20 protein-coding genes are annotated in these 24,760 nt (G+C 39.9%); 5 read left to right on the forward strand and 15 right to left on the reverse strand.

Annotated features, from left to right (window positions below; all coding sequences use genetic code 11):
- Positions 1-307: 307 nt before the first annotated feature.
- The 5 genes from LKD48_RS00800 to LKD48_RS00820 all read right to left on the reverse strand — a co-directional run bounded on the left by LKD48_RS00800 (position 308) and on the right by LKD48_RS00820 (position 6,280).
- Positions 308-895 carry a flavin reductase family protein gene (locus tag LKD48_RS00800; RefSeq protein WP_118613677.1) on the reverse strand — a complete coding sequence of 196 codons (588 nt, stop codon included), beginning with the start codon at positions 893-895 and terminating at the stop codon, positions 308-310.
- 67 nt (positions 896-962) lie between these two features.
- Positions 963-2,627, reverse strand: coding sequence for a putative manganese-dependent inorganic diphosphatase (locus LKD48_RS00805; protein WP_408628569.1), 1,665 nt, complete (start codon positions 2,625-2,627; stop codon positions 963-965).
- A gap of 312 nt (positions 2,628-2,939) precedes the next feature.
- Positions 2,940-3,368, reverse strand: coding sequence for a hypothetical protein (locus tag LKD48_RS00810; RefSeq protein ID WP_118613679.1), 429 nt, complete (start codon positions 3,366-3,368; stop codon positions 2,940-2,942).
- A gap of 143 nt (positions 3,369-3,511) precedes the next feature.
- Entirely contained in the window at positions 3,512-5,254 is a 1,743-nt protein-coding gene (locus tag LKD48_RS00815) for an ABC transporter ATP-binding protein (protein ID WP_118613681.1), read from the reverse strand.
- An 84-nt stretch (positions 5,255-5,338) separates the two neighbouring features.
- Positions 5,339-6,280 carry an ROK family glucokinase gene (locus LKD48_RS00820; protein WP_118613683.1) on the reverse strand — a complete coding sequence of 314 codons (942 nt, stop codon included), beginning with the start codon at positions 6,278-6,280 and terminating at the stop codon, positions 5,339-5,341.
- Positions 6,281-6,532: 252 nt separating this feature from the next.
- On the opposite strand from LKD48_RS00820, the gene LKD48_RS00825 reads away from it, so the two are divergent.
- Complete coding sequence (locus LKD48_RS00825; RefSeq protein WP_118613685.1) at positions 6,533-7,045, forward strand: HD domain-containing protein; 513 nt, start codon at positions 6,533-6,535, stop codon at positions 7,043-7,045.
- 26 nt (positions 7,046-7,071) lie between these two features.
- On the opposite strand, the gene LKD48_RS00830 is transcribed toward LKD48_RS00825, so the two are convergent.
- The 4 genes from LKD48_RS00830 to LKD48_RS00845 all read right to left on the reverse strand — a co-directional run bounded on the left by LKD48_RS00830 (position 7,072) and on the right by LKD48_RS00845 (position 11,504).
- A complete protein-coding gene (locus LKD48_RS00830; RefSeq protein ID WP_308730869.1) occupies positions 7,072-7,971 on the reverse strand; it encodes a DegV family protein in 900 nt (299 codons plus the stop codon).
- A gap of 175 nt (positions 7,972-8,146) precedes the next feature.
- Entirely contained in the window at positions 8,147-9,067 is a 921-nt protein-coding gene (locus LKD48_RS00835) for a BsuBI/PstI family type II restriction endonuclease (RefSeq protein ID WP_308730870.1), read from the reverse strand.
- Positions 9,060-10,547, reverse strand: a complete 1,488-nt coding sequence (locus LKD48_RS00840; protein WP_308730871.1) for an Eco57I restriction-modification methylase domain-containing protein — start codon at positions 10,545-10,547, stop codon at positions 9,060-9,062. The genes LKD48_RS00835 and LKD48_RS00840 overlap by 8 nt, the downstream gene beginning before the upstream one ends.
- A 144-nt stretch (positions 10,548-10,691) precedes the next feature.
- Entirely contained in the window at positions 10,692-11,504 is an 813-nt protein-coding gene (locus LKD48_RS00845; RefSeq protein ID WP_308730872.1) for a DUF8091 domain-containing protein, read from the reverse strand.
- Between the two features lie 152 nt (positions 11,505-11,656).
- On the opposite strand from LKD48_RS00845, the gene trhA reads away from it, so the two are divergent.
- On the forward strand, positions 11,657-12,388 hold the full coding sequence (gene trhA / locus LKD48_RS00850; protein ID WP_082868720.1) for a PAQR family membrane homeostasis protein TrhA: 732 nt from the start codon (positions 11,657-11,659) through the stop codon (positions 12,386-12,388).
- Between the two features lie 32 nt (positions 12,389-12,420).
- Here the strand turns inward: trhA and LKD48_RS00855 are convergent, their stop codons facing one another.
- The 5 genes from LKD48_RS00855 to LKD48_RS00875 form a co-directional block, all read right to left on the reverse strand.
- Complete coding sequence (locus tag LKD48_RS00855; protein WP_308730873.1) at positions 12,421-13,581, reverse strand: FprA family A-type flavoprotein; 1,161 nt, start codon at positions 13,579-13,581, stop codon at positions 12,421-12,423.
- An 81-nt stretch (positions 13,582-13,662) separates the two neighbouring features.
- Entirely contained in the window at positions 13,663-14,874 is a 1,212-nt protein-coding gene (locus LKD48_RS00860; protein WP_066557073.1) for an aspartate kinase, read from the reverse strand.
- Positions 14,875-15,018: 144 nt separating this feature from the next.
- A complete protein-coding gene (locus LKD48_RS00865; RefSeq protein WP_066557075.1) occupies positions 15,019-17,049 on the reverse strand; it encodes a beta-galactosidase in 2,031 nt (676 codons plus the stop codon).
- Positions 17,046-18,515 (reverse strand): DEAD/DEAH box helicase, encoded by a 1,470-nt coding sequence (locus tag LKD48_RS00870; RefSeq protein ID WP_308730874.1) that lies wholly within the window; start codon positions 18,513-18,515, stop codon positions 17,046-17,048. Before LKD48_RS00870 ends, LKD48_RS00865 begins: the two co-directional genes overlap by 4 nt.
- 29 nt (positions 18,516-18,544) lie before the next feature.
- Complete coding sequence (locus tag LKD48_RS00875; protein WP_308730875.1) at positions 18,545-19,738, reverse strand: phosphopentomutase; 1,194 nt, start codon at positions 19,736-19,738, stop codon at positions 18,545-18,547.
- A 143-nt stretch (positions 19,739-19,881) separates the two neighbouring features.
- Between LKD48_RS00875 and LKD48_RS00880 the strand changes: the two genes are divergently transcribed.
- The 3 genes from LKD48_RS00880 to LKD48_RS00890 all read left to right on the forward strand — a co-directional run bounded on the left by LKD48_RS00880 (position 19,882) and on the right by LKD48_RS00890 (position 23,227).
- Positions 19,882-20,595: a response regulator transcription factor gene (locus tag LKD48_RS00880; RefSeq protein WP_227100795.1), complete on the forward strand. Its 714-nt coding sequence runs from the start codon at positions 19,882-19,884 to the stop codon at positions 20,593-20,595.
- A 778-nt stretch (positions 20,596-21,373) separates the two neighbouring features.
- Entirely contained in the window at positions 21,374-22,096 is a 723-nt protein-coding gene (locus LKD48_RS00885; RefSeq protein WP_308730876.1) for a sensor histidine kinase, read from the forward strand.
- Positions 22,097-22,183: 87 nt separating this feature from the next.
- Positions 22,184-23,227, forward strand: coding sequence for an acyltransferase (locus LKD48_RS00890; protein ID WP_308730877.1), 1,044 nt, complete (start codon positions 22,184-22,186; stop codon positions 23,225-23,227).
- Here LKD48_RS00890 and LKD48_RS00895 read toward each other — a convergent pair.
- Entirely contained in the window at positions 23,211-24,755 is a 1,545-nt protein-coding gene (locus tag LKD48_RS00895; protein WP_308730878.1) for a sensor histidine kinase, read from the reverse strand. The genes LKD48_RS00890 and LKD48_RS00895 overlap by 17 nt on opposite strands.
- Positions 24,756-24,760 lie beyond the last annotated feature (5 nt).

Raw genomic sequence — 24,760 nt, forward strand, 5'->3', positions numbered from 1 at the left:
ATATTGTCTGTTCTGCCACTTGGTTTTATTGGCAATTCAGCTTATCTTTGTCTTTGATTTTTAGTTACATTTATTTTAAGCTATAAGCGTTTCGTGCATTATGACGAATTAAACCTGATTATGACTTGCCTATTTTATCAAGTCTGTTTCATTATAACATACTTTTCGCCTTTGTAAACCTCTTCTAAATAACTTTATGACTTTTATTGCAAAAGGGACATATTCATGTAACAATTTTGTAATATTTTTCTAAAACATGCGTTTGGAATTAGTAACTGACAGCTATTGTCACTCGAACTTTTTTTCGTCAGTGCTTCTTTTTTTCCTTTTTGTCTTTCTTCTTCACGCTATAGCCAAAGGTTCCAAGGATGTTGTCAAATGTCTGATACTCTCCATGTGAATATGCGACAAGGTGTGCCTTATTTAAATCAAGCTTTCCCTTTTCGTCAAGCAGTGACTCATCAACCTGCACAGCCGTAACCTTTGCCAGAAACATATCATGGCTGCCAAGCTCAAGCACCTGCGTCACCTTGCACTCAATATTAACAGGACTTTCCTTTACAAGAGGAACATTAACTGTAGAAGCCTTTTCTCTTGTCAAACCTGTCGCCTCAAACTTGTCCAGATCACAGCCAGAGCGCACACCACAAAAATCTGCTGCCCGGCAAATTTCCTTTGACACGAGATTTATTACAAATTCCTTGTTTTCCTTTAACATATGATGTGAATAACGCTCTTTTCTAACGGAAATATAAGTCATTGCCGGATCAGAACACACTGTTCCAGTCCATGCAATCGTAATTAAATTATCATTTCCTGCACTGTCTGCAACACTTACAAGAACGGCAGGTACCGGATAAAGCATATTGCCAGGTCTCCAAATTTGTTTGCTCATTATTTTCTCACTTTCTTTTTTGTCTGTCTATTTTTCTTAATAAAGTTTATAAAAATCATGATCATATTTACTGCATCATCATCTGAATGCCTGTCATTAAAGCTGGTACAAGCTGCTTCTTTCTTGATACAACGCCCGGCAGTTCAACCTTTCCATCTGTCAGCTGTTTTGTAAATGCATATTGAACGATCTTTTCGCAATTTTTTCCATAGCACAGAAGTATTGTGCTTTCATCTATAATGCTAGTCAGCATCATAAAGATCATATCCACCTTTTGCTGTTCTGCTGCCTTCTCAAGATAGGCTGGCATGCGTGTGCACAGTTCTGACAGCTCATCTGGATTCATTGAACTAATCTGGGCAACTCCAACCTCTAATGATTCCATTGTAAAGCGCTTGTAATCCTGGAAGAAAATCTGCTCCTCTGTCTTATTCTTTAAATTGCTTCCGGCTGCAAACATTTCCTTTGCAAAACTTTCCAGATCAATTTTTGCAATCATTCCAAGCTTCTCTGCTACCATGCGATCAATCGCTGTACATGTCGGAGAACGAAACAGCAGAGTATCAGAAATGATGGCACCACAAAGAAGTCCTGCAATTTCTCTTGTAAGCTCAACCCCCTGTTCCTGATACATCTGGTAAATAATCGTTGCTGTACAGCCAAGCGGCTGATTTCTGAAATATACTGGTGTCATCGTCTCAATCGTACCAAGACGATGATGGTCAATGATCTCTAGAATCTGTGCATCCTGAATACCACGCACAGCCTGACCGCTCTCGTTATGATCTACAAGAATTACCTGCTTTTTCTTGGCACCGAGAAGATTTCTACGGGAAATGGTGCCTAGATACTGTCCCTGGCTATTAATGATTGGAAAATCACGATGACGAACAGATGCCATTGTATCGCGAATATCGTCTATAAACTCATCCTCTTCAAATGTAATAAGATGATCACGCCTCATAAAATAACTGATTGGCATACTCTGATTAATAAAACGTGCTGCAGTAAAGGTATCAAATGGTGTGCTTATAACTGTACATCCACGCTCCTGAGCAAGCTTTCTAATTGTTAAAGATACTGGTGCACCCTCGCAGACAACAATGCAGTCTGCTTCCATTTCAATTGCACAAAGCTGCGACTCGTAGCGATTTCCAAGAATAACTAAGTCGTGCTTACTGATATAACTTTCCATCAAATCTGGGTTTGCCGCCGCAACAAGAACCTTTCCCTTTGTGTAGTAAGCTTTCTCATCTCCAATAAGAAGCGTACCCTCAAGTGTATCTACGATATTACAGTAGCGCGTATGTGCCGTTGATAAAATCTCACTGTCATATGCTTCCATAAATGAGTCCGTAATATCACTTACTGTTAAAACACCCTCAAGACGCTTTCTGTTTACAACTGGAACTGTTACAACACGCTCATCCTTCATGATGCGCCATGCCGTCTTTAATGAAATATTTCTCTGAACGCCAGGTGTTCTTCTAAAATCAATGTCTCTGACCTGTGTTCTCACATCCTCAACCAGCTCTGGCTCCTGTATGCCAAAATAATTAAGCACATATTTTGTCTCCTCATTTACACGTCCTGCCCTGCAGGCAACATATTGCTTGCCGTCATCTGACGTATTTTTTAAATTAGCATACGAAATTGCTGAGCAAATTGAATCTGTATCTGGATTTCTGTGACCTACTACAAAAACCTTTGCCATTTCTTCTTTTTCTTCCATCATTTCGCCTCCATTGTTCACAATTTGTTTACATTATATTCATATTAGAGTCATATATAATTTTTATACTTTATACATAAAGAAAAAGAAATTTTCTTCTTTTCTTTATCCATTTTGCATATAGTGTTTTTCATAATCGCCCCGGTTATCTCCCTCAAGATACCGGGGCCTCCTCTTTGTCCGGTTTTCTTTTTTGTATATTTCGTCTAAATTCTATTTTGTCATCAAAGATCACATTTTTCTTTCATCTGTTCACATTTTACGTGAAAAGCAAAAAGGCTTCGCATATGCATGCAAAGCCCTTTTTTGTGATTATTTTTCTGCACTCTCGGACTCTGTCTCTTCGTTTTCTGTCTGGGTGAGTGTCTCCTTATTTGATGCTTCCTCAGAAGCTGCTGCTTCATCAGATGCACTTTCAGACTCAGAAGACTCAAAAGAGGAAGCCTCTTCGGACTCATTCTCTGTCTCGCTTTGTGTCTTGTCTTCTGTATCATCTTTCTGAATGCCTGCCATATCAGAAAGAATAAAACTTGTGGAACCGTAAGTTGGAAGTGCCGCCTGCTTTGCCTGATACTTGTTGTAGATAGAAACGCCCATCGCACCTCCTACACATGCGATAAACACTACAACTGCGCCCCACATGGCTGCCATAGTCAGACGCTCCTTGCGTTTTTCCTTTTTGATATTCTCACGGCGGTTTTTCTTATAATTCTTATACTCGTCTACTTTTTTCTGACTCATCGTATACCACCTTTCCTTTGCAGACTTATCAGCCTTGCAAGAACTATTTAAAAGTTTATCATACCTTTACAAAAAAATCCAGTTGTTTTTTCTGGTTTACGGATTCAGATTACTAAAGCCCTTCGGTGTAATGGTTTCGCAATTTACGCGGTCACACCCTGGATATGGTAGAAGTTTGCGTATACTCCGTTCTTTGCCATGAGTTCATCGTGGGTTCCCTCTTCTGCTATGCCATCTTCTGTTAATACAAGGATGCGCTTTGCATTTCTGATTGTTGAGAGACGGTGTGCAATTACAAGTGTGGTACGATTTTTTGCCAGATGTTCAAGAGAATCCTGTACGATTTTCTCGCTTTCGTTATCGAGTGCTGATGTTGCCTCATCAAAGATCAAAATTGGCGGATTTTTCAAGAATACGCGCGCCAATGACAAACGCTGTTTTTGACCGCCTGAAAGCTTCACGCCTCGCTGTCCGATATCAGTATTATAACCATCTGGAAGCTGCATAATAAATTCATGCGCATTGGCATTTTTTGCAGCTGCAATTATTTCTTCATCTGTTGCATCCGGCTTTCCATAACGTATATTGTCTTTTACTGTACCTGCAAACAAATAGACATCCTGCTGTACAATTCCTATGTTTCTTCGAAGACTCTTTTGCGTCATCTTTCGAATATCCATACCATCAATATCAATTTCTCCTGATGTTACATCATAAAAACGAGGAATAAGGCTGCACATTGTTGTCTTTCCTGCACCGGAGGAACCCACAAGTGCCACGTATTCTCCTGCCTTAATATCAAGTGTCAAGTTTGACAATACATTTGTATCAGTATCAACATAATGGAACATGACATTCTTAAAAGAGATATCTCCCTGAAGTGTTCCAACATCTACAGCGTGCTTATCATCAACTATATCTGGCTCTACATTCATAATCTCAAGGAAACGCTCATATCCTGAAGCTCCATTTTGAAACTGCTCCGTAAAGCTTACAAGACGCTTAATCGGATCGGTGAAGTTATTGATATACAGCATAAAGGTTACAAGATCAGCAACTTCTAAAGTCTTATTTGTCAAAAATACAGCGCCGGCAACTACTACCACTATGGTAACTAATGTTGTAAAAACACCCATACCAGAGTTATAAATACCCATTATTTTATACGCTGACTTTTTACTCTCCAAAAAGGCATTATTTCCACTCTGGAACTTACCCATCTCAGCGTCTTCATTTCCGAAGCTTTTGACAACACGTACACCTGAAAGGCTGTCCTCAAGCTGTGCATTAATATCAGCAATACGATCACGATTTCTCTTGAATGCTCTTTTTAATTTTCCATTATATACATAAGCAAACACAAGCATAAACGGAAGGCTCGCTGCCGCACAAAGCGCCAAACCACTATGAATATTTAATAAAATCACCATGGTTCCAATAAATTTGATAAGTGAAATCACTACATCCTCTGGTCCATGATGAAACAGTTCACTAATGTCAAACAAATCGTTTGTTACTCTTGACATCAATTGTCCAACCTTTTGATTATCAAAAAAGCTAAAAGACAATTTCTGGTAATGGTCAAAGATTTCTGTTCTCATATCTGTTTCCATCTTTGCACCCATGTTGTGGCCTACTGTTGCAATAAAATAGTTACAGACAAATTCGACTGCAACTAAAGCAATCATAACGACTGCTAGCACAGCAATATCCTTCATCGCCTTATCTGGCTCTTCATAGATAACTGTGCCCGTGATATAGCGCACTACCATCGGGATAATAAGCGTTACAGCTGCTCCCAGAATAGCAAAAAACATATCTGCTGCAAAGCTGCCCAAATATGGCTTATAGTAGCGTGCAAATTTTTTCCATTTGTTTTCTTTCATGTTTTTCTCTTTCAATTCTCCTCAAACTTTTATATAGCCATGAGGATGAAAAAACATTCGTCCCCATGGCTTTTTAATTGCTGTTTATTTTAAAACCATTCTCGCAGCACCGTAGATTCCAGCATCATTTCCAAGCTTTGCCAAAACAACCTTTGCTTTGTTGTCTCCTATAATTTTTGCAAACTTGTGATAATACTTTGTTATCACATCAATCAGTACCTGACCTGCTTTTGACACACCGCCGCCGATAACAAATACATCTGGGTCAACTGTCAGTGCCACATTTGCTACAACTAGTCCAAGATACTTTCCAAGTACCTCAACTGCCTCAACTGCCAGATGATCTCCTGCCTTTGCAGCATCAAACACATCCTTTGCCGTAACTGTTTCAAGTGTGCGAAGTGAAGATTCCTCCTTACTTGCAGCGAGAAGCTTCTTTGCGATACGTACAACGCCTGTTGCTGATGCATACTGCTCAAGACATCCGTGATTTCCACAATTACAGGTAGCTTCCTCATCTGGATTTACCGTAATATGACCAAGCTCTCCGCCAACTCCTCTGTGGCTCGGTGCGATCTCTCCATTTATGATGATACCGCCGCCAACGCCAGTTCCAAGTGTCAGCAGTACAACATCAAGATAGCCTTCGCCGCCGCCCTTCCACATCTCGCCAAGAGCTGCAACATTGGCATCGTTTCCTGCCTTTACAGGAATTGATAATAACTCTGACAACTCATTTGCCGGATTCTTATCCTTCCAACCTAAGTTTACACAGATGGATACATATCCAGTATCAAGTGTCGGTCCTGGAACACCGATTCCTGCTCCAGCAACATCTTCCTTTGCGATATTCTTTTCAGCTAACTTTGCTTCTACAGATGCTGCTACATCGTTAAGAATATAAGCGCCTCCATCTTCTTTTCTTGTTGGGATTTCCCACTTATCAAGAAGTTCTCCCTCAGTAGTAAAAAGTCCCATCTTTACGGTTGTTCCGCCTACATCAATTCCAAAACAATATTTTTTCATTTTTATCCTCCATCTCATTTCGTTGCAGAAAAATTTTTTCACTGCTTCTATTGTTTGTTAAAAGTATATCATAGTAATTTTTTCTTTTCAATGGATTATTTGATTATAGTTCGGTTTTGCGAATGGGTGTCCAGTGAACTATAACGAAACTGGTTTCAGGCTTTGCTGCAAATATTAGTTGCATTTTTCCTTGACCTTAGCTATAATAGCGACAGCTAATAAATTTTGACCTCATCAAAGAAAGGATATGACATGCACAGCAGACTTGCCAGAGACCGTTACTTCAATGATTTCTTTCGCTATATCAGCAATTCAGGACAGTTTTCTAAAACAAGACAATTTATCCAGCACGGTGATACTAGCGTTTACAGTCACTGCGTTGCCGTTGCCTATGTAAGTTTATGGTTTTCGTATCGTCTTCATATTTCTGTTTCCAAGCAAAGCCTGCTTATGGGCGCTTTTTTACATGACTATTTTCTTTATGACTGGCATGAGAATGATCCCAGCCATCGTCTGCATGGTTTTACCCATCCAAAGCGTGCTCTAATCAATGCCACTGCTGACTGGAATTTAAGTGACCGCACTCAAAATATCATTCTGCGCCACATGTTTCCGCTGACACCTGTTCCGCCAGCATGTCGTGAAGCATGGCTTGTATGCCTGGCTGATAAGGTCTGCGCACTTGCAGAGACATTTCATATGACCGAACAATTTTTTGCAAGCATTAAGTATCCATATGACATAAAAAATCCCAGACCGTGGTAAAACACGGCTGGGACTTTTTTATTTTATTAACAAAGCGTCTGCTTTCTAATAAATCCAACGCCAATCGGATACGGACCTGTATGAACTGAAATTGTTGCTCCAATCTGAAAACAAGGGCATTCTGCCTCTGTTATTATGCCGCCAAGTGCTGACAAAAGCTGCTTTTGAAATGCAGCAGCTTCTTCACGGTCATAACCAAATCCAATACATAGCTGCCACTTTTTCATGTCGATCTTTCGCTCTTCTATATACTGCTTTAAAAGCTCAATTACCTTAGCCATAGAAGCTTTTCTGCTTCTGCTAACGCCAGAGTTATAAATCTCGCCATCCTTCAAGGTAATTAACGGTTTAATTCCAAGCACTGATGCTGCCAAGCCAGAAAGCTTTCCAATACGTCCACCATGCTTTAAATAATCAATGCTTCCAATTGTAAAGAAGATTCTTCCGCTCTCACGCATATCAAGAAGCTCATTCACACAAGCTTCCATCGGCACGCCTGCTTTGCACATTTTTGCAGCTTCAAGTACAAATAATCCCTGCAAAACAGTATTAACCATCGAATCAATCACTTCAATTTTGGCATCTGGATATGTTTCAAGAAGAATATTTTTTGCATTAGTTGCTGACTGTAAAGAACCGCTGAACTTCGATGTGATACAGATACAAACGATTCCCTTTCCCTGCTTTATAATAGGCTCAAAAACTTCCATATAATCCTGCACAGATGGAAGAGATGATTTTGGAAATACACCTTTATTATCTACCATTTTCTGATAGAAATCGCGTACACCAATATCCACGCCTTCCTTCATATAATTTTTCTCATCAAATGATACATAAAACGGTACAACCGTGATATTTTCTTTGGCAGCCAGATCCTTTGGCAGATCACAGGAGCCATCACTGATAATGCAATACTCTGACATAAAACTGCACCTTTCTATTTTTTTCACAAGCTCTCGCTTAGTTTTTATCTTCCTTGAATCATGGTATCACTAATTTTTTATTGTGTCAATAATAAAACGAGAACTAGTTTTGAAAACTACTTGTCAGTAAATTATAATTGTCGTAGCCTTAGCCTAGTTTGCAAATTTTGCAAAATCACCTTGGTCCCATAAACCGATCCCCATTCAGATGTATCATATGCTCTGGCATTTCAGCGATCCAGACTTCTGTTTCCCACGCAAGATCCTCTGCAAACTTTTTATATGTCTTAAAGTCCAGAAAAGCGGTTACAAATATCTTTCCAGCTGTAACATCTTTTGTCATTTCTGTTATTTCCAATATTCGGTTCGGATCCATCGGACCGACTGATGTTACCGATTCCACAAAATAAATCCAGTCCTTATCTTTCCGGTACAGCACAATGTCTGGCATTTTATCATGCAACGTAATTTCAAATCCCAACTCTTTCAGTTTTTCTACATTTTTTACTAGATCTTTTTCTATTGTATCTCCAACATATAGGCATTCAGAATTGGGGGCAAATCTTGGTGCGAATTCCTCAATGATAGCTTTTTGCAGTTCATTATGCTTACCCGTAGAGAATTTAAAGCTTTCACCATTTATATTCACCGGCATTATTGTCATTTTCTTTTTTGAAACATACAAATCAATTAATTTCTCATGGTAGTAAAGGAAGCGTTTTACAGATGTCTTCCACGCTGGCGTTCCCATAGTTCTTAACATTTCGACTGTTTCTTCCGTCAATCTGTACCGATAATTCGGACTATTGGTTGCTTTTCCATTATCCTCTATCAAAGCGGCTGTCCGGAATCTGTGCAGAGCCTGTTTTCTAAACGTTTCTCTGCTGTTTTCCGCATAGCTCATATCATAAAATGTATTAACAAACTGAATTATATCATGAATACGAATCCATTCATTTGTTGTTTCACTCCATGACATATCTGGTTTTACTCCTGCCATTGCCAGTATCACATAGCAACATATATCCGCTTGCTGTGCCTTCGGCATACCTATCATTTGCAGAAATTCCCTTGTTTCTTCTATTTTTTTATCCATAGTATCCCTCCAATATTAAATTGCAATTTGCCTCTGAATAATCCTTACTTTTAAGTAGTTTTCTTCCCATTTCCCGAACAACTTCCACGTCTGGCACAGGCATTGCGTTGATCTCTGTTGAATTAACCTGCGTAGATCCATTCAAAATGCGGTAATATTCATCATAAAGTGTTGAATTAAACAATACATACAACCCATATACCAGACATTCCGACATTTCCGTTAATACACCATCCACAAAATTAATTTTATTCTGTGTACTTATCTTTTTGTATTGCGGAAATCTTTTTGCTAGGTATACTCCACACTGTAATCTTCGTGGTTCTTCCTTTGCTGTAAATCTCTTCACAAATAAATAATTCTTGTTATCCTGCATCAATCCTTTTTGTTCTGTCACCACATATTCATGTTCTTTCTGTATCGGGAACTCTACCTTTCCCTGTTTTATATGCTGAGAATAAAATAAAGGGATTGCTCCTTCCTCCTCCTTATCACGTAAAATTTCACGATTACGAAAGTCCACCGTTAATCCAGTTTTCATTTTTACACCAATTGCTGGTAGCGTTTTATCAAATTTGTGAAGTTTTCTCAAAACTTCTACTTCGTTTTCATCTGTCACAAGGTAAACATAATAATCCTCTCCAGCTACAACCAAATCATACGGAACAGTCAATGAAGTAATTTCTCCAAAGTCACTATTTGATTTCGAGGATGTAATGGTAACTGTTTCTGGCATTTTATCCGTTTTTCTTACCTTAATAATGATTGTTTCTTGCAATACACTCTCTTTGTCAAATACCTTACTACGACTAACAAAAAGATGAATATGTTCCAGTTTGCCTACCGTCAAGAAATACTCTCTAAACCGTTTAAAATATGCTCCGGATGTCCATGAGCGAGGAATGATATATACCATTTCTCCATTCTCACATAAATTAAACAGTCCCATGGAAGCAAAAATAAAATACAAATTTGGTGCCCCGTAGCATACCTTTGGCATTGCTGTTGCCTCTGGAGCATCTTTAGAAATTTTCATATATGGAGGATTGCCAATTACAAAATCATATTTCTTAGGATCATCATTTCCCCCTATCATATGATTAAAATCAAGATACTGACTAAGAATATAATTGTCTTCGATTATATTAATATCAATTTTTTTTCCAGATTTTTCTTTACAGTATTCCAAATTTTGTTTTAACAATGGCAATACATTATTATCATTCTCATAACAAGTAAGCTCAATTTCTTGAATAGAATCTATCATTTCTAATCTTTCAATGAAGGCACATGACAATATGCCTGAACCTGCTCCTGCATCAAGCACACTTACCCTACTCTTCTTTTCATCTATATTATATAAAGCTGCCATAAAACGAGCAGTCTCCATACTTGTAAAAAACTGTCCATACTTTTTACGCTCTTTTTTCGGCATACTCTCTATATATTCGTTTGTAAGTTCTATCATTTTTTCCAGCATATTCCACCTACCTACAAGCCTTTTATTTCTTGCTATTATACTATAACTCGGTCTAGTTTTCAATATTCTTTTTTAAACATATGTTCTTTTTATTTTTCATATTTCCTTTGTACCATTCTTTAAGAAAAAAGTTCAAATTGAAATTTAGGATGATGCACTATCTTTAGTATCTGAAGCATTGGCTGCCACTCTGTACAAATATCGATTTCCCACCTTTCCGACTCTCTCAACAAGCCCTAACTGCCAGAGAACCAATAACACCGTACCTGCCAATTGTCTTGGGATTTTCACAAGCTTTGCAAAGTCTGCGCTTGTGAATTCCTCGGCTAACTCAAGTGGAAGAAGTTGAAGATAATCTCTTGCACTGTCTAAAACAACTTCGTCCTCTAATCGAAGCGGAAGGCGGTCGAAGCGCTCTCCACCACGCTTTTTATCTTTGCTCCATCCATTTAAAATGCGATACTCTTCCATATCCATTAAAACAAGACGCACATGAAAATTAGGATCCTGTAAAAAGTCGCGAATTGTGTAAAGCTCTTTAAAGGCAAGATAGGGGGTTCCTTTTTTAGGTGATTTTCGTTTCTGCGTTATTTCACCTGTTTCTTCATTGATCCAGCAAACCCACTTATCATAAGGAATCGGATATACTACTGTTACAGGATAGAGCGGCAAAAATTTTTCAAGCTTTGGTTTCAGGCGATATAATGCGCGTGTCTGAATCTCTATCACTTCACTTCCCGTAAAAATATCGGCAACACTTTTTTCAAGAATAATTTCATGGTGTGACTGATCCTGTTCATAATAATATTTTAAAACTGCATGAACTGTCTTTTCTGAGAGTGTTCCTATTCCATCCCTCACATGATCCTTTCCCACAACCTGTTCTAATGCATACGCAAAGCGTTCCCGCTGATTCTTCGTTGTACGTATCATTTCTGGCTGTATATTATTTGCCATCTTTAGTTTCTCTTTTCTCTACATTTTATCTTGATTTTTTTAATCTTTCGTGTATAATATGTGTATACTGATATGTGGTTTCAAAAACTACATGTAGTAATATTCATATAAAACTATTAAGAACTATTTTATCAGGAAAGGCAGGTATGATTATGAATACATCTACAGCATATTACAGCGGCGCTGAATCTATTTCAAATAAAAAACTTGCAAACAATCAGGCCAGGCGCCATACCCTATATATTAAAGACCCAGCAAGTGCAATAACACATTTTATCGGTGCTATTTTTTCACTCGGTGCATCTTCACCGCTTTTAATAAAAGCTGCCCAGACTCATCAGCCTGTAAATATCATTGCAATGATCATTTACTCAATCAGTCTTGTTGCTCTTTATTCTGCAAGTACAGCTTACCACACTATTCCAGCAGGACACCCATATGAAGAAACGCTCAAAAAGCTTGACCATATGATGATTTTTGTGCTGATTGCCGGAAGCTACACTCCTGTATGCCTCTTAGCAATTCCTGGCATGACAGGATATATTCTGTTGGCAGTCGTGTGGATTATTGCACTTCTTGGCATGGGCTTTAAATATTTCTGGGTTTACTGTCCAAAGTGGATCTCTTCTGTTTTGTATATTGCACTTGGCTGGGCATGTGTCTTTGCATTTCCTCAGCTTCTAAACACACTAAGCACTGGATGCTTCTTATGGCTTCTCGCCGGCGGTCTTATTTACACTGCAGGCGGTGTCATCTATGCGCTGAAGCTGTCTGCTTTTGAAAATCGCCACATCAACTTTGGATGTCATGAGATTTTTCATCTGTTTGTAATGGTTGGCAGCTTTTGCCATTATATCGTAATGTATGTATACCTGCTCAAATAATAAAAAGCCCCTTGATGGGGGGCTTTTTTATTTTACTTTAACTCTGCTGCCAGCGCGCTCATCTGCTCCTTGACCTGTGGCTTTGCCAATTCAGTAACAGCACCGCGCACAGTCACAACGTTCTCTGCGAATGTCAGTTTCTTGCAGCCTTCCAGCATCTTTTGCATCACCTTTGCCGCCATTGGTGCCCAGCTTCCATTTTCGATAAAGCCAACAATGCGGTTTTGATAATTATGCTCAACAAGCTGATTAATAAATGTCTTCATACACGGATAACAGTCTGCATTGTAGGTAATTGATGCTAACACTAAACTGCTGCAGCAAAATGCGTCAGCTACAGCCTGTGCCATATCGCATCTTGCCAGATCATGCACTATTACTTCCTGTCCTTTTTTACGAAGCTCTTCTGCCATCATAAGCGCTACTTCTTTTGTATTTCCGTATACAGAAGCATATGCGATCACAACTGCCTTTTTCTCTGGTGTGTAAGTTGACCACAGCTGATAAAGATTTACATAGTGAGACAGATCACTTGTCAGTACCGGGCCGTGAAGCGGACAGATTACCGCAATGTCAAGTGCTGCTGCCTTCTTTAAAAGCGCCTGCACCTGAACACCATATTTTCCTACAATACCAATATAGTAGCGTCTTGCTTCATCATCCCACGGCTCATCACAGTCTAGTGCACCAAACTTTCCAAAGCCATCAGCTGAAAACAGTACTTTCTCACTGCTCTCATATGTAACCATAACCTCTGGCCAATGCACCATCGGTGCCATCACAAAGTGAAGTGTGTGTGCACCTAATGAAAGCTCACTCATCTCAGAAGCAACAATTCTTCTGTCTGCATAATCATTTCCAAAGAACTGCTTCATCATAACAAATGCCTTTGCAGTTGCTACTACTGTTGCCTGCGGATATTCCTCTAAAAAGCGGCTGATATTTGCAGAGTGATCTGGCTCCATATGCTGAACGATAAGATAATCTGGCGTACGTCCTGCAAGCACTGCCTTTACATTTGCCATCCATTCCTCTCCAAAATGAATATCTACAGTATCCATAACTGCGACTTTCTCATCAAGAATCACATAGGAATTATATGACATGCCATTCGGCACATGATACTGTCCCTCAAATAAATCAACCTGATGATCATTCACTCCTACATAGCGGATTGTTTCTGTCACTTGCATTTTTCTCCTGTCCTTTCTCATGTGATAAATCTTTTTTACTTCGCTGACCACACTATAACCTGTCAGGTTAACTAGCTCACATTACTCTGCCAGCCCAAATGCATCATGAACTGCATTCATTGCACGCAGCGCATCCTTTTCTGGGATCAATACTGTTATACGGATCTCAGATGTTGCAATCATGTTAATATTGATATTTTCATTATACAGACACTCAAACATCTTTGCTGCAACACCTGGATGAGACATCATACCTGATCCAACTACTGAAAGCTTTACAACATCACAATTGTATTCGATATGATCAAATCCAAGCTGATCTTTACAGTTGTTTAACAGCTCGACTGCTTCATCTAAGTTATTGTGCGGCACAGTAAAAGAAATATCTTTTGTTCCATCACGTCCTACAGACTGAATGATAATATCGACATTTATATTATTCTTTGCAAGCGTATGGAACAGCTTAAATGCGCTTCCTGGCACATCTGCAATTCCTATTACTGAGATACGGTCTGCCTCCCTGTCAAGTGCTACACCACTGATCAACATTCTTTCCATTTTCTTTCCAACTCCCTTCACAATTGTTCCTTCGGACTCATTTAAACTAGAGCGCACAACAAGCTGTACGCCGTATTTTTTTGCAAGCTCAACACTGCGGCTGTGCAGCACTCCTGCACCAAGCGCAGCCAAATCAAGCATCTCATCATAAGAAATAGACTCAAGCTTTCGTGCAGTCGGCACAAGTCTTGGATCTGCCGTATAAACACCATCCACATCGGTATAGATTTCACAAGCATCAGCATGAAGCACAGCTGCAAGTGCAACTGCTGTTGTATCTGAACCTCCGCGTCCAAGTGTTGTGTAATCATCATATTTATTGACACCCTGAAAACCTGTCACGATAACAATCTTTCTGTCATCTAACTCACGGCGAATACGCTCAGTGTCAATTTTTTTCAGGCGGGCATTTCCATACGCACTTGTTGTTCTCATTGGTACCTGAAATGCGTTTAATGATACAGCGCGAACACCAAGCTGTGCCATTGCCATTGCCATTAATGACACAGACATCTGTTCTCCGATTGTAAAGAGCATATCCATCTCTCTTTTTGGTGGATTTGGGTTGATATCCTTTGCTTTTGCAATAAGTTCATCTGTATATTTTCCCATCGCGGAAAGTACGACTACCACGTCATTTCCAGCCTCGTAATCGCGAATACAGCGCTTTGCTACATTAAATATTCTGTCTTTGTCGGCAACTGAAGTTCCGCCGAATTTTTTTACTATCAGCATGTTCACTCATTTCTCCGCAAAAAGCGGTCTTTCTTATATTATATAATAATGATATTGTGCACAAAAGGTCTTTTGTCCACAACTGATACATACGAAAAGCTCTAGTGCAAGCACTATTGGCTTTTGAGCTTTTGACCCTGTGTATCATAATAATACCAGTACCCCATATGGTGCTACCTCATATGTACCTTCAATCTCGTTTCCTGTCAAACGATCTGTTACTTTTTTCTTTAACGTAATCTCGCACGATTGTGCCTTATAATTTAACACAAAGTACTGATCACCGCGCTTTGCAAGCTCACATCCTTCTGGAAGCACAAGCCATGGCGCCGGTGTCTGAATACTAAGTGCCTCCAAAAAGGCATCTGCTGTCTCTTCTGCAAAACAGCCGCCAAAGTAAATGGCTAGTCCCTTGCCCGTATTCTTTGTCACAAGCGCTGGCTTTCCATCATAATAGTTGCCCTCGAAAAATCCCTCTGCCTTACCGCCAAATGCCGGCTCTAACACATCATTAAATACAGGTGCCGGAATGCGTTTTCCATTCCAATTGACATATTCCATTGGCTCCCCTGGTGCCAGGAATGTAAAATCTTCTACTGTGACACCGCAAAGCTCTGCTGCTTCGCCTGGCATTGGCTGCATCGGGCAGCGTCCGTATATATCCTTATATCCAGTGCGGCATCCCATGACAAGCTTTCCGCCATTTGCCACATACTGAGTTAAAATTTCAGCGCGCTCTTTCGTGAGGATTGTAGCATGAGGATATACAAGCAGTTCATATTTCTCCAGATCCTTAAGATTTGTTTCTTCCCTGAAATCCACAAAATCAAATGGTATATGTTTCTTCTGAAGAGAACGAAACCATCCATCTGTGCTGAAGTTTCTAAGCGGACCATGCCATACATCCTTTTGTCCATCCCACTCATTGTCGTAGTCGCATAAAATGCCTACAGCTGCCTCATATGGATGACCAGCTATGTCCTTAATTGCCTCAAAATCTGCTTTTACCAAAGACAATTCTTCAAGACGGCGATTCGGGCGATTACTGTAATCATTTAATCCATGCCAATATATTTCAGTTCCAAATGAGCAAGTTCTCCAACGGAAGAAGCTTACAAAATCTGCTCCGTGCGCAACAGACTGCATAGTCCAAAGACGCAGCTGTCCCGGCTTCGGGCTTGCCTGATGAATCCTAAAATTCCAGCCGCCAGGTCCTGCCTGTTGCTCCATAATGCCAAACAACGGTGAAATAGCTCTTGTTCTTGCCAGATTGAAAGAAAAATTTCTATCCTTCAAATCACCTTCACCACCATCAGGACGATCCATAGCATAGGCAAAGTTTGGATAGCTGTCATACATGATAAAGTCTACACCCGACTCCATCAGCTTTTGATAGTCAAGATTTTCAAAAATACCATTTGTTGTGATAAAGCGATCCCCTGCTGTCTCTCTTACAATCGATGCCTGCAGTGCCAGATAGTGGACTGCACTGTGAGAAATAAAACGAACCTGCTCAAGCTGCATATGCGGATTTGCAAGGCCTGTGCCCGCTGTACTTCTTCTTGCCAGATGAATCTGATCCCAATCTGTGTAAGTCTGACTCCAGAATATCGTCCCCATCTTCTCGTTAAGATTATCAAGAGTACCAAAACGCTCCTTTAAAAAGGCGCGAAATGCCTCATGATCACTCTTGGAATAATACTCATTTGCCTCACAGTTAACTTCATTATCAAGCTGCCATCCAATAATGCAGTCATACTTATTAAAATGCTCTGCCATATGTCTTGTAATCTTCTCGCAGAACTCTAAATATTTTGGTGAAGTTAAATTATGCTGGCCTCTCATACCATGGTACATAAGATTTCCATCACCATCTGCATTTAATGTTTCAGGATACTTCTCAGACAGCCATGCCGGCGGTGTTGCTGTAGGCGTGCAAAAAACAACCTTCATATTTTCTTCGGCAGCAAGCGCCAGAAATTCATCCCAGAATGAAAAATCATATTTTCCTTCTTCTGGCTCCATAAGTGCCCATGAAAACTCAGCTAGACGAATTACTTCAATGCCATACTGCTTCATGCGCTGCAAATCGTCTTTCCACAGCGCACGATCCCAGTGCTCCGGATAATAACATACACCAAGCGTCAATTTTTCCATCTCAATTGAATGTCTCATTTTATTATTGTACCTATCCTTTCTCTTGTCTGATGAACCTTTCTGTATTTTCCCTTCATGGTGCGCTTAGGAAGTTCCTCTAATACAAGCGCACCCTTTCCATTTAAAATCTCCACATATGTGATACTCTCGCGAATGTCAATCGCTCCAATATCAGTCTTTCCATCTACGCCATCAATACTACTTATCGCGCCAACAACATCACCGCTTCTTAGCTTCGATTTTTTTCCACCGCCGATTGTAAGATTCATAATCTGCCCGCCAAACACATCCTGCTTCTTCTTTTTGCGCGGACGCTTCTGACGCTGACGCTTTAAAAAGGCACTGCGAGCATTTTCAACATCCTCAGCTGCCGGCGGCTTTAAAATTGCCAGTCCTACTCCAGTAAAAGACTCAATCGAATTAAGCATTTTTTGCTCGTCTTCGCGGATCAGACTTACAGCACGGCCTGTCTCTCCTGCACGTCCTGTTCTGCCAATCCGATGAACATACACCTCCTTGTTAGTCGGAAGATCGTAATTAAACACATGTGTAATATTTTGAAAATCTACACCTCTTGCCGCCACATCTGTTGCGATAAGAATACGAAAGCCCTGTGCCCTAAAATCTTCAATTGTTCTTGTGCGCACCTTCTGATCAATCATACCATGAAGCATACCACATGCAATGCCTTCTTTTCTCAAACGGTAATATAGTACCTCGACCATCTCTCTTGTACCGCAAAAAACCATGGCATTGTCTGGATTTTCCATAGTAAGAATATCAAGAAAAAGAGGAAGCTTCTTCTCATCCTCGTCAACAAAATAGCCAACCTGCTCAATTGTATCTGCTGTCTCTGTATCATTTTCAATTTTAACTTCAAGCGGTTCATGCATAAACTGCGCGGCAAGCGCTTCAAGACGTTCTCCCATAGTTGCAGAAAACAGCATAAACACTGGCTTTCCCTCAAGATGCATCAAAATATTTCTGACATCTTCAATAAAGCCCATATCCAGCATCAAATCAGCCTCATCAATCACGACATAACGCACCTTCGACAGATCAAGCGTGCCTCTCTTACAATGATCAAGCACACGTCCCGGCGTACCAACTACGATATGTGTCTTTTGCTTTAGAGTTAAAATCTGCTTTTCCATTGGGAAGCCGCCGTACAGCACCGGAACCTTCAAACGCTTAAAACGGCCAATAGCGTAGAGTTCGTCCTTCACCTGAAAGGCAAGCTCTCTTGTCGGCTCTAAGACAAGTGCCTGCGCAGTATTCTGCTCCCAATCGGCAAAATTGCAGATCGGAATCGCAAATGCTGCCGTTTTTCCGCTTCCTGTCTTTGACTTTGCAATGATATCGCGTCCATTTAAAATGGACGGAATCACAGCAGCCTGAATTTCTGTCGGCTGTGTATAGCCAAGCGCATCAAGTGCGCCTAAAATATCCTCCTCTAGCGGATACTGTCGAAACTGATTTTCCATATTTTCCTATGTTTTCCTTACTTTTTTAATTAATCAAGCTGTTTTAGAATGGATGTGCCGATTGTTCCCTCTGGCATAGCTACACCAAAGTTATCTGCAATCGTAGCTCCAATCACAGCAAAACAATTCTGATCGTCGATTCTTCCACTAGTCTTCATAGATGGTGAATAAGCTAAAAATGGTACACGCTCCTTTGTGTGGTCAGTTCCCTTAAAGGTCGGATCATTTCCATGATCTGCTGTCACAATAACAAGATCTTCTTCCTTCATCTTCTCTAAAAACTGTCCTAACAGTACATCAAACTTTTCAAGCTCCTCTGCATAGCCCTGCGGATTTCTTCTGTGTCCCCAAAGCGCATCAAAATCAACAAGATTAGTAAAGCAAAGTCCTGTAAAGTCCTGATCAAGACATTCAATAGTCTGCTCCATTCCCTGCACACTGCTCTTTGAGCGAATCGCCTGCGTAATTCCCTCTCCATCAAATATATCGCGAATCTTTCCAATACTGATAACATCAAAGCCAGCTTCCTTTAATGCGTCCATTGCTGTTTTTCCATATGGCTTAAGCGCATAGTCGTGACGATTTGCTGTTCTTTTAAACTCGCCCTTTTTCTTTCCCACATAAGGTCTTGCAATGACACGTCCTACCTTCCACTCTGGCTTCATAGTCAACTCTCTGGCAATCTTACAGCAGCGATACAGCTCATCTAATCCAAATGTCTCCTCATTTCCACAAATCTGAAGAACAGAATCAGATGAGGTATACACGATCATGGCACCTGTCTTTATTTCTTCTTCTGCAAGTTCATCTAAAATCTCTGTTCCGCTAGCTGCCTTATTTCCAATCACACGATGACCAGTTTCCTTTTCTAGTGCCTCAATTAATTCTTTAGGAAATCCAGTATCGGTAAAGGTCTGAAATGGTGTCTTAATCTCAAGACCCATCATCTCCCAGTGACCAGTCATGGTGTCCTTGCCGTTGCTTTTTTCATTTAATCTCGCATATTTTCCAATGCGGTCTGACGGCTGCGGGCTTGTCAAAACAGGGGCTGGATGAAGCTGTGTCAATCCCATACGAATAAGATTCGGGATCTTAATCTCTGGCACCTTATCTGCGATATGACCAAAAGTATCACATCCAACATCTCCATAATCAGCTGCGTTATCCATGGCACCGATTCCAAATGAATCAATCACAATCGTAAAAATGCGACGATACTTCATATATAAAACCTCCTGAAACTTCTTTCTTTTTCTGGCCTTTAGTATACCAAAAAGCAATTTTTATGTAAAGTAGCTCGGTCATTGTCAAGCAATTTCTTTTGTGATACAATGCAAATCAGAAACAACTATTGGAGGAAACTTTTTTGAATCAGCTGCAAAATACAAACTCGCCTGTCATTTTAATTGCAGACGATGACCGTGATATTTTATCTATTATAGAAACAATTCTTCAGGAAGATGGCTATCAGACACTTACTGCTTCTGACGGTGAGCAGGCTGTTATGCTTGTTCAAACACATGCAGTACAGCTTTTGATTCTTGATATTATGATGCCAAAAATGAATGGTCTTCAGGCTGCCACACAAATTCGCAGACTGACAAATGCACCGATTTTAATGCTGTCTGCAAAAGGTGAGCAAAGTGACCGCGTGATTGGTCTGAATATGGGAGCCGATGATTATCTTGTAAAGCCATTTTTCCGTGATGAGCTTCTCGCACGCGTCCATTCTCTGCTTCGCCGCTATTTGTCACTTGGCTCTGCTTCGGATAATTCCGGCAGTCTTTTGCAATATTATGAGCTGACGCTGAATACGGAGCTGAAAAAATTATATGTGCGCGGCGATGAGGTGCGCCTGACTGCCACGGAATATAAAATCATGTCTCTTTTATTATCCAGACCAGGGCGCATTTTTCCCGCAGAGGAAATCTATGAACGCGTCTGGGAACAGGACAGCTATTCAGTAGAAAATACTGTTATGATACATATCAACCGGCTGCGCAAGAAAATTGAGCTGAATCCAAAAAAGCCGGAATACTTAAAGGTGGTGTGGGGAATTGGTTACAAAATTGAGAAATAATAAAATCTTATGTATTCTATGGGTGCTTTTTTGTTCCTTCTTTTTCATTGCGGCAATCAGGCAATATTCTGTTGATTCTTTAGATGGATATTTTTGCCGTCATTCTATCGACTATACAAATCAGTATTCACTAACGCCTCCTACAACACCTGCTTATACCACAGAAGATATTTCTGCAAGCTACACTGTTGTCTCCTACTTAGATAATGTTACTATGCCTACAGCTTCTGACTATACCGGCTATACAGCTTTTATATTCTATATGACTATGGCTGGCTTTCTTCTATGCATAATTGGAGGCTTCTTTTTTAATGGCTTTCATCCAAGACTTTATCAGGAAGTATTTCTTTTTTTATTTTTCTTTTGTCTGTTTCAGCTTCTAGGAGACAGCCTTCCTGTTTTGATTTACCAAAATTTTGGTAAGCTTGTTTGGCCTTTTCTATTTCTTTGCATTGTTCTAGGCATAATCTGTGCTGTCAGCCTGCTTTGCTTTTTATGGAGTTGGAACAGCAAAGGCTTTCACGGCAGTTTGTTTGGTGAATGGCTTTTTAAAAAAATCTCTGCCAAAAAGCTTTCATCTCAGATTTTCTATGTTATTCTTACATCTTTTATTTTATCTGCAGCTGCCTGCGCCGTACTCATTAGAATTGCCCGAACTTATTTTTACAATTTTCAATCCTCAAAATTTTTTGTACCATTTTTTGTTTTTGCTTCACTGATTATCTTTATTAGCATTCTTTTTTTCTTTTTAATAGGACGTCACTCACTGACAGCAGATATGGACTTAATTATCCAAAAAAGCATTCGCACGACTTTGGAACAGGAACGGTTAAAGGTTGACTTAATAGCAAACATTTCTCATGACTTAAAGACACCGCTTACTTCCATTATCGGCTATGGTGAACAGCTTTCCAGACAGATGCTGTCACCAGAGGCAGACGCGCTTGTTTCTAAGCTTAATCATAAAAGCTTATATCTTCTTGATATGGTGGAGGAAGTTTTTGAACTCTCCAAAGCCTCAAGCGGTCATTTGCCGATGAAACGCGAAACTATTGATATTGGACGTCTTTTAGAACAAACGCTTGGTGAGATGGACGAAGAGCTTTGTGCATCTGGCTTTCAATTAAAAAAAGATTATCCTCTGACTGGTATGCATGTCTTATGTGATGGTCTTCATATGCACCGCGTTTTTCAAAATTTATTTGATAATGCATTAAAATATGCCTGCCCACAGACACGAATTTTCATTCATGCCATTCAACGTAGTGATCAGTTTTGTGAAATTCGCATTCGAAACACATCGCGTGTTCCACTTGATTTTGATCCTGAAGAAATTACAAAACGGTTTGTTCGCGGTGAAAAAGCCAGAACTGGAGAAGGAAGCGGTCTTGGTCTTGCCATTGCAAAAACTTACACAGAAAGCTGCGGCGGTCAATTTCATATTGTGATAGAGGATGACTGCTTTATTGCCGTAGTATGTCTGCCATCAATCACATCATGAAAGAGTTTTGAAAGAGTTTTATCGCCTTCGATGAAAGATTTTTCCAATACAATACACCTGTAAATCAATTAAACGGCAGGTGATATTATGAACGAGAAAAAACATGAAAAAAATTATGGAATTGAATGGCTTCGCATTTTATCTATGTATATGGTGGCAGTTCTTCATACTCTGGGGCAAGGCGGTATTTTAGGCTCTTTTAAACAAGGTGATCTTAGTTTTTCTATTGCATGGTTTTTAGAAACAGCGGCTTTTGGCGCTGTTGACTGCTTTGCACTAATCAGCGGCTATGTTGGATATCACTCACATTTTCGCTATAAAAAGGGAATGCGCCTTTGGTTTCAGACATTTTTTTACACGCTTGGTATCACTATTTTATTTGCCATATTTATGCCTGAAGCTGTCACAAAGGATCAATGGATTGCTGCCTTCTTTCCTATCATGAAAAAGCAATATTGGTATATGACAGCATACGCCGGATTATTTATTTTAATCCCAATTTTAAATCGTGCAATTGTCAATCTTTCTGGAAAAGAGCTTCTTAAGATTTGTATTGCTATTTTTCTTGTATTTTCGCTTCTTCCCACGCTTTTAAATGAAACTGTTTTCGGTCTTGGAGGCGGCTACAGCGCAATCTGGCTTTTGCTTCTCTACATTTGCGGAGGCTTCTGGGGAAAATACCACGAAATTTGCCTGACACACTTGCCAGATTTTTGTTTTCGTCATCGTCTTTTTCTGCCATTTTTATTTTACCTGTTCTTCACAACTATAAGCTTTCTGTTAAAAATGTTTGGCTTTTCCCAATATGTCAGCTACACCTCGCCAACTATTTTCCTTGGCTCTTGTGCCTTGTTCTTTCTTTTTTCTCTTATGCCCTGCAGCAAAAAGAGCAGACATGTGGCTTCATTTCTCGCCCCTTCTGCTCTTAGCGTATATCTGATTCATGTGCATCCTCTGATATGGAATCATCTGATGCTTTATTTTGCCATCGGTCATTTTCCTTCTGGTCCTATGCTTTTTGTCTGGGTTATAACTGCCGCTCTTTGCATTTACCTGCTATGCACAATTATTGATCTTCCAAGAAGATTACTATGGTACATAGCAACACGTTTTTTTATAAAGCCGAACTAGGCTCTGTTTTATTAAGCGCTACTACTGCCTTGAAAAGATCACCGTCCGTTACAAGATGAAGTGATCCATTCTGCAGTCTCATCAGGCTCTGTGCAATTGAAAGTCCAAGACCGTTTCCGCTTGTGCTTCTGGAATTATCGCCTCTTTTAAATCGCTCAAATAACTCATCTTCTGATAGATTGAGCTGATTTTTTGAAATGTTTTTCAGCGTAATCTCTACCTGATCGTGCTCTTTCACAGCCACGTCCATGTAGACGCGTGTATTTTCAAGTGCATATTTACAAATATTGCCAAGCAAATTATCGAAAACACGCCACAGCTGGCTTCCATCTGCCAGAACAAAAATATCATCTGTTAGTGGTGAGGCAATGAGTGTCAAATTTTGTTCAGCCAGGCGCTGCTCATACTCACCTGATATCTGCGCCAAAAGCACATTTAAATTACATGGCTTTATTTCAACATGAATATTTCCTGTAGATGCCTTTGATGCCTCTATCAAATTTTCAATAAGACGCTTCAATTTCTGCGACTGCTTTCCAAGCACCTCTGCATATTCTTGTATATTTGGATTATCTGTCTTTTCCTTAGTGATTAAATCAGCATAGTTTATAATGGAAGTCAACGGTGTTTTAATATCATGCGAAACATTTGTGATTAGCTCCGTGCGAAGACGCTCACTTTTTAATCTCTCCTCAACAGCCTTGTTAACTCCCTCACCAATTCGATTTAAATCTTCTCCATGTTCCTTTAAAGAACCGCACATATGGCTTGTATCTACGCGGTAGCCGTCCTGTCCGTCCCTAAGCGCTTCTCCTGCAATCTTTAGCTTATAAAAGCACAGGCAAAGATACCAGAATGCACTTGGAATTAAAATCACAAGCACAGCACAAAACAAAAAACGAAGCGTAGAACCGACTGTTCCATTATAATTGCGTACACTGGCAAAAAGACTTGCCAAAAATAAAAATAGAAGTACACTTACAATGCTGCAGCTGACCATAAAAGGGATCACGATTCCTGCTCTTCGTGCTGCACTATTTATCTTTTCATAGAGAGAACCGCTTGTAAGAAGTCCTCTGTCCTTTCTTTGAACAATATTTTCACAAAAATGCATCAGCACAGCTGAACCGAGCATTCCAATATATGTGTACTCTCCCGAACTGATTGACATACAAAGAAGGATTACTTCTGCTGCAAAATAAATAGCTGCGCAGCATTCAATTGGCATGCCATAAAGCCCATTTGGATGCTTTAATTCTTTCTGAGCCTTTTTATGAGCACGACAAATAATAATCTTTGCACCATGATAAAAGAAAAATGCACATACAAGAGCAAACAATAAAGCTGATGCTACATTTCCAAGCTCTCCCAAACCATAACGCTGCAGTATACCAATCTGATATCTAAGCTCACGTAAAAACATGATCATACAAAAACCAGTCATCATGCACATAAAATAAGCTAGTATGTATGCTGGAAATGTGGCAGACAGTTTTTCTGGTTTTAATTTTTCTTTTAATTTTCCCATAAATA

The sequence above is a fragment of the Anthropogastromicrobium aceti genome (assembly GCF_020687335.1).
Taxonomy (GTDB): Bacteria; Bacillota; Clostridia; order Lachnospirales; family Lachnospiraceae; genus Anthropogastromicrobium; species Anthropogastromicrobium aceti.

Excerpts from the sequence above, each read along its gene's own strand:
- LKD48_RS00800 (WP_118613677.1), bottom strand. The coding sequence starts at position 895 with ATGAGCAAACAAATTTGGAGACCTGGCAATATGCTTTATCCGGTACCT.
- LKD48_RS00805 (WP_408628569.1), bottom strand. The coding sequence starts at position 2,627 with ATGGAAGAAAAAGAAGAAATGGCAAAGGTTTTTGTAGTAGGTCACAGA.
- LKD48_RS00810 (WP_118613679.1), bottom strand. The coding sequence starts at position 3,368 with ATGAGTCAGAAAAAAGTAGACGAGTATAAGAATTATAAGAAAAACCGC.
- LKD48_RS00815 (WP_118613681.1), bottom strand. The coding sequence starts at position 5,254 with ATGAAAGAAAACAAATGGAAAAAATTTGCACGCTACTATAAGCCATAT.
- LKD48_RS00820 (WP_118613683.1), bottom strand. The coding sequence starts at position 6,280 with ATGAAAAAATATTGTTTTGGAATTGATGTAGGCGGAACAACCGTAAAG.
- LKD48_RS00825 (WP_118613685.1), top strand. The coding sequence starts at position 6,533 with ATGCACAGCAGACTTGCCAGAGACCGTTACTTCAATGATTTCTTTCGC.
- LKD48_RS00830 (WP_308730869.1), bottom strand. The coding sequence starts at position 7,971 with ATGTCAGAGTATTGCATTATCAGTGATGGCTCCTGTGATCTGCCAAAG.
- LKD48_RS00835 (WP_308730870.1), bottom strand. The coding sequence starts at position 9,067 with ATGGATAAAAAAATAGAAGAAACAAGGGAATTTCTGCAAATGATAGGT.
- LKD48_RS00840 (WP_308730871.1), bottom strand. The coding sequence starts at position 10,547 with ATGCTGGAAAAAATGATAGAACTTACAAACGAATATATAGAGAGTATG.
- LKD48_RS00845 (WP_308730872.1), bottom strand. The coding sequence starts at position 11,504 with ATGGCAAATAATATACAGCCAGAAATGATACGTACAACGAAGAATCAG.
- trhA (WP_082868720.1), top strand. The coding sequence starts at position 11,657 with ATGAATACATCTACAGCATATTACAGCGGCGCTGAATCTATTTCAAAT.
- LKD48_RS00855 (WP_308730873.1), bottom strand. The coding sequence starts at position 13,581 with ATGCAAGTGACAGAAACAATCCGCTATGTAGGAGTGAATGATCATCAG.
- LKD48_RS00860 (WP_066557073.1), bottom strand. The coding sequence starts at position 14,874 with ATGCTGATAGTAAAAAAATTCGGCGGAACTTCAGTTGCCGACAAAGAC.
- LKD48_RS00865 (WP_066557075.1), bottom strand. The coding sequence starts at position 17,049 with ATGAGACATTCAATTGAGATGGAAAAATTGACGCTTGGTGTATGTTAT.
- LKD48_RS00870 (WP_308730874.1), bottom strand. The coding sequence starts at position 18,515 with ATGGAAAATCAGTTTCGACAGTATCCGCTAGAGGAGGATATTTTAGGC.
- LKD48_RS00875 (WP_308730875.1), bottom strand. The coding sequence starts at position 19,738 with ATGAAGTATCGTCGCATTTTTACGATTGTGATTGATTCATTTGGAATC.
- LKD48_RS00885 (WP_308730876.1), top strand. The coding sequence starts at position 21,374 with ATGGACTTAATTATCCAAAAAAGCATTCGCACGACTTTGGAACAGGAA.
- LKD48_RS00890 (WP_308730877.1), top strand. The coding sequence starts at position 22,184 with ATGAACGAGAAAAAACATGAAAAAAATTATGGAATTGAATGGCTTCGC.
- LKD48_RS00895 (WP_308730878.1), bottom strand. The coding sequence starts at position 24,755 with ATGGGAAAATTAAAAGAAAAATTAAAACCAGAAAAACTGTCTGCCACA.